This is a genomic window from Frankia tisae (genome assembly GCF_025403405.1).
Taxonomy (GTDB): domain Bacteria; phylum Actinomycetota; class Actinomycetes; order Frankiales; family Frankiaceae; genus Frankia; species Frankia tisai.
This window is the reverse complement of the sequence record NZ_JANEZT010000414.1, coordinates 1-5,499: the sequence shown is the minus strand read 5'-3', so window position 1 is coordinate 5,499 and position 5,499 is coordinate 1. Positions and strand designations below refer to the sequence as shown.

General features: G+C 71.8%; 5 protein-coding genes. 2 read left to right on the top strand and 3 right to left on the bottom strand.

Features of this window, described 5'->3' with window-relative positions:
- Positions 1 to 266: 266 nt before the first annotated feature.
- Together NBZ85_RS26985 and purH are read left to right on the top strand one after the other, a co-directional pair.
- Complete coding sequence (locus NBZ85_RS26985; protein ID WP_261556697.1) at positions 267 to 812, top strand: helix-turn-helix domain-containing protein; 546 nt, start codon at positions 267 to 269, stop codon at positions 810 to 812.
- A 228-nt stretch (positions 813 to 1,040) separates the two neighbouring features.
- On the top strand, positions 1,041 to 3,350 hold the full coding sequence (purH, locus tag NBZ85_RS26980) for a bifunctional phosphoribosylaminoimidazolecarboxamide formyltransferase/IMP cyclohydrolase (protein ID WP_261556698.1): 2,310 nt from the start codon (positions 1,041 to 1,043) through the stop codon (positions 3,348 to 3,350).
- Positions 3,351 to 3,721: 371 nt separating this feature from the next.
- Here purH and NBZ85_RS26975 read toward each other — a convergent pair whose 3' ends face one another.
- From NBZ85_RS26975 to NBZ85_RS26965, 3 genes are all read right to left on the bottom strand, one after another.
- Positions 3,722 to 4,045, bottom strand: a complete 324-nt coding sequence (locus NBZ85_RS26975; protein WP_261556699.1) for a hypothetical protein — start codon at positions 4,043 to 4,045, stop codon at positions 3,722 to 3,724.
- 190 nt (positions 4,046 to 4,235) lie between these two features.
- On the bottom strand, positions 4,236 to 4,871 hold the full coding sequence (locus NBZ85_RS26970) for an FHA domain-containing protein (protein WP_261556700.1): 636 nt from the start codon (positions 4,869 to 4,871) through the stop codon (positions 4,236 to 4,238).
- 379 nt (positions 4,872 to 5,250) lie between these two features.
- Positions 5,251 to 5,499 (bottom strand): hypothetical protein (locus NBZ85_RS26965; protein WP_261562846.1); only part of this gene is annotated, 249 nt, incomplete at its 5' end.

The window sequence follows — 5,499 nt, the reverse complement described above, 5'->3', positions numbered from 1 at the left end:
GGGCGAGGTCGCCGCCGTCGGCCTGCTGCTGCTCGGCGGTATCGATCTTGCGGCCCGGCGCGCCGAGCGGCCGTTCCTGGCCGAGGACGCGGAACCGTCGTTCTGGCGGCGGCGGATGCCGCTGCCCGGCTCCGGTCTCTCGGCGCGACCGTCGCGGCGCCCCCAGTAAGCCGCAGCGGTCGGCTCCGGCCGGTCTGATCGCCGCCGGAAAATGTCCGTGGCGTGGGTTAGGGTGCCGGCATTGGATCATCCTCACGGAGGTCGTCGTGCCGGTCGCGGTTGCCCACATTCGAGTCGAGGCCAGGCACCTGCGGGCACTCGGCTGGTCCTACCGTCGCATCGCCCGAAGGCTCCAGGCTCGGCATCGGCTCGCAGCGTTGGTGGCGTTCCGTCTCGCCCATGGCTGGACGCAGGAGGAGGCGGCGCGCCGCTGGAACGAGCGATGGCCGGGGCGGGGGCCAGCCAAGACCGGTAAGACCTGGTCATATTGGGAGAGCTGGCCGGGAAAGGGCGGCCGGGCGCCCTCGGCCACGGTGCTGTCCCGGCTGGCCGAGCTGTACCTGTGCCGGCCCGGCGATCTGCTCGACGGGCCCGACTTCGGCGAGCTCGATGCGGGTTCGGACGGGCCGGGCGACCGGCCCGCCGCGGACTGTTCGTGCGCGCCGGGCGCGGGTGGCGACGACGACCGGCTGGCCGAGCTGCTCTCCATGGCCGCGCCGCTCACCTCCACCGCGGGGGGCGATGTCCCGTCCGCCACGGCCATCGAGGCCCGGCTGGCCGAGTTCGTCACCGGGTGGGTCCAGGCGGCGTGAGCGGGGCGGCAAGGTGCCCGTTGGGCTGTCCCGCGCGGCGACAGTGGTCCAGTCAGTACAGTCGGATGGGTCGTCCTTCGCTGGTCGGGACGTAAGCGTCGCGCGGTGGCGGCCAGCGTGCGGCGGCGGCCGTCATGCTGGCGCCCGCGGGCTCGCCGGTGGTCTGGTCGCTCGGGGGCGTCCGGCCCGGGTTCGTCTGGTCGTCCAATTCTGGTTACGGAGTGTGTTGTGTCTGCTCGCCTCGTCGTACTCGCCTCGGGCGCGGGAACCACCCTGCAGGCGATCCTCGACGCGACTGCGGATCCCGAGTTCGGTGCGACCGTCGTGGCAGTCGGCACCGATCGTCACGACACCGGGGCGGAGCGACGAGCCCGGGCCAGCGGCATCGATGTGTTCACCGTTCGGCTCGCGGATCATCCCGACCGAGAGGCATTCAACGTGGCGACCGCCGAGCGGATCGCCGGCTTCGAGCCCGATCTGCTCCTCCTGGCGGGCTACATGAAGATCCTTGGCCGACAGGTTGTCGGTCGATTCCGGACGGTCAACACCCATCCCTCGCTGTTGCCCGCCTTCCCGGGGGCCGCCGCGGTCCGCGACGCGCTCGCCGCCGGGGCGAAGGTCAGCGGAGTGACGGTGCACTGGGTCGACGAGGGGGTCGACACCGGGCCGATCATCGCCCAGCGTCCGGTGCCGGTCGAGCCGGACGACACCGAGCAGACTCTTCGCGCCCGGATCCAGGGCGTCGAGCGAGGACTGTTCGTCGCGACGATCGGCGAGATCGTGCGGTCGGGGAGCGCTCAGGCGGTTCCGGCCGAACACCGGCGCGCCCCCGGCCTGCGCGCGCCGGTGCGAGGTTCAGGTACCGACAGAGGCTCACGTCCAGGAGGAATCATGACGTCATCAGGCGAAGATACGGCGGGCGCGGGCGGCGCCGCCCGGGGATCCGAGTCTGCCGAGGTGGTCCCCACCGGGCGCCGGCCGTTGCGCCGGGCGCTCGTCAGCGTCTATGACAAAAGTGGGCTCGACATCCTCGCGGCGGCCTTCCTGGCCGCGGGCGTCGAAGTCGTCTCCACCGGGTCGACCGCGGACGTGCTGGCCAGCCATGGTCTGGCGGTGACCCCGGTCAGCACTGTCACCGGCTTCCCCGAGGTGCTCGGCGGGCGGGTCAAGACGCTGCACCCACACGTCCATGCCGGTCTGCTCGCGGACCTGCGTAACGCCGAGCACGCGGCCGTGCTGGCCGAGCTCGACATCGCTCCGTTCGATCTGGTCGTGGTCAACCTCTACCCGTTCGCCGCGACGGTGGCCGGCGGCGCGAGCGAGGACGAGGCGATCGAGCAGATCGACATCGGTGGCCCGGCGATGATCCGCGCGGCGGCGAAGAACCATGCGTCGGTCGCGGTGGTCGTCGCTCCGAGCGAGTACGCCGAGCTGGCCGAGGCGGTCCGCGGTTCGGGCTACGATCTGCCGGCGCGGCGCCGCCTCGCGGCGAAGGCGTTCGCCCACACCGCCGCCTACGACGTCGCCGTTTCCTCGTGGTTCGCCGGGGTCGTCGCCCCCGACGAGGTTGCCCGGGAGACCGGCTGGCCCGACGTGCTGTCCGCGCAGTGGCACCGTTCGGACGTGCTGCGCTACGGCGAGAACCCGCACCAGCGGGCCGCGCTCTACATCGAGGCAGGTGTCGAGGGGCAGCCGGGCCTCGCCGCGGCTCGGCAGCTGCACGGCAAGCAGATGTCGTACAACAACTACACCGACACCGACGCGGCCCGCCGCGCGGTGTACGACTTCGCCGAGCCCGCGGTCGCCGTGATCAAGCACGCCAACCCGTGTGGCATCGCAATCGGCGTGACGATCGCCGAGGCCCATCGCAAGGCGCACGCCTGCGACCCGGTCTCCGCGTTCGGTGGAGTGATCGCCACCAACCGGCCGGTCTCGGTGGAGCTCGCGGAGCAGATCGCAGAGATTTTCACCGAAGTCGTCGTGGCGCCGGCCTACGAGCCAGGCGCCGTGGAGATTCTCGCCCGCAAGCCGTCGATCCGGCTGTTGGAGTGCCCCGCGCCTGCGCATCAGCGCGGGATCGAGCTGCGGCAGGTCAGCGGCGGCCTGCTGCTGCAGTCGCGGGACGCGGTCGAGGAACCGGGCGACGAGCCGTCGGGGTGGACGTTGGAGGCGGGGTCTCCCGCGGACGAGGCCCTGCTGGCCGACCTGCGCTTCGCCTGGCGTGCGGTGCGTGCGGTCAAGTCCAACGCAATCCTGCTCGCCGGTGACGGCGCCACCGTGGGCGTCGGGATGGGACAGGTCAACCGGGTCGACGCGGCACGACTCGCGGTGACCAGGGCGGCGGACCGGGCCAAAGGCGCGGTAGCGGCCAGCGACGCCTACTTCCCGTTTCCGGACGGGTTCGAGGTGCTCGCCGAGGCCGGGGTGCGGGCCGTGGTCGAGCCGGGCGGATCGGTGCGAGACGGACTTGTCATCGCTGCCGCCCAGGAGGCCGGCGTGACGCTCTACTTCAGCGGGGTGCGCCACTTCGCGCACTGATCCGGGCCACCGGTCGCAGTGACGGGCAGCCGGCGGGCAGCCGGCGGGCCGGCTCAGCGGAACCGTCGAGGGGCCCAACGTGTCGGAGGCGCCGACCGAGGGTGCTCCGGCTCGATGGCCGGCCGGCCCGGGAACGGGGGATCGGCCCGCGGCAGCGGTTGCGGCTGCGGGCCATCCGGCCGGTCGGACGGCGGTGGCGTGTCTGGTCCGACCGGCGGAGGTAAGAGACCTCCTGGGTCCCGCGTTCCTCCCGGGTCCCGCGTTCCTGGCGAGTCGGGCGGATGTGCATCAGCTCCCGGCGCGGATCGGCCCCGGGCTGACTCGTCGGTGGCGTCGCCCAGCGGCGCATCGCGCCGCCCGGTTCCACCGCTTCACGACGCGGCGTTTGCCTCCGCGGCAGCCGAGCCCCGCCGACCGCTCGCGCTGCCGTTCGCAGTGGTGGCCGCCGGCGCGCCTGCCGCCGCCGCCGTCCCGCCCGGCTGGTCGCCGTTGGGCACATAGCGTTGCGCCACCCAGTCCAGGGCGTCGCGCCAGCTCGCGCCGTACAGCACCGAGATTCGGTCGGCTGTCTGCCGCGCCAACGCCTGGACGAACACCCTGTCGTCGCTGTCCAGATGTCGGGCGTCGCCGAAGGTCTCCCAGGCCCTGAACATCAGTTCCTGCAGCTTCTTGCTGTGAGGTGATTCCTCTGCCACGTCGAACTCCCTCCACATGGGCACCGCGGCCGGAATTCTGCCCTAAGTGCGTGCGACGCCCACAGGTGGGGGTGTTAAACATTGTGTTCCCGGTGTGGCCTGATGGGGCGATGGCATGTATATCCCTGGCATGTGATAAGGCGGCCGGTTCGTCGATGTGTGCTGCTCGCGGACGTCGCGAGTGCGGACGTCAGGAGTACTGCGCCGACTCCACCGCGTCCGGACGCACGATCCCGAGGCGCATCACCTCGTTTGCCAACCGTCCCCGCCGGTTGGGTCCCGGCGCGATGTCGAACTTGCGGTAGAGCCGCAACAGGTGCTGCTTGACCGCGCCCTCGGTGACGACGAGATTCTCGGCCACCTCGCGGGTGGACGACGGGATGACGAAGGCACCCGGCGCGCCGGCCGGGCGGGACAGCGCGCGCAGCACGTCCCATTCGCGGCGGGTGAGATCGGGTGGGTCGGGGACGCGCAGTTCGGCAGTCCGGTCCCGGGCCGCCGTCCCGAGGCCCGCCTCGATGGTGAACTCGATCAGCGGACGCCTGTCCTGGACGCGCACACCCGCTGCGCCGAACCGGATGACGTCGCCGTCGTTGAGGATCCGCCGGCCGACGGGCTGACCGTTGACCCGGGTGCCGTTACGGGACAGTCCCTGGTCCCAGACGTAGAGATATGGGCCCCGCCGCACGATCTCAGCATGCAGCCGGGAGACGCTGGAATCGGCGAGCGGCACGTCCACGCCTGGTCCCCGCCCCACCGTGGTGATCTCGGTGCGCAGAGAGAAGACCTCGCCGGTGATCTCGATCCGCAGACTCGGCCCGTCCACTTTTCGCAAACCTCGCTTCCATCGATGCCTGTCCCTGACCTGCCCGCGCCTGTCCCCCCGTACTTGACACCCGGCAGGTCCACTGGCGACCGCCCGCGTTTGGCCGGCACAGGTCTTTGCGCAGTGATCCCCGGTCGAGGGTCAGTAACACGTGACTTTCCGACGATCGGGACACTCCAGCTGGGGGAGCGGGCGGTGGATGGCCCGGGCGCGGCCTACTGTGTGTGCTGAGGATCCGGTCGTACTGGTTGGATGAGTGCTCTGCACCGTCCTGTCGCAGGGTGGGACCGTCGGCGACGGCGGCACCTCGCCAAGCTCAGCACGGCAGGCCCGTCCGAAACGATCCTGACCGGCGCCGGAGGTGGGGGTGACCGACGCGTCACGCCGCTCCGACCCGCCCCGGCCCGATGCCGGCCGAGGCGAGGCGGACGCGGCCGCTCGCCCGCAGTGGCCCGAGCGGGAGTTGTCCGGGCCTGATCGTCCGCATGACGTCCGGAGTCATCCCGCCGGTGCTGGCCAGCCTGGCGATGTGGGGCAGCCTGGCGAGGTGGGCTGGCATGATGCCACTGGCCGGGACGAGCCTGCTGCCTGGAACGAGGCTGCCGGCAGGGGCGAGCCCGGGGAGCCC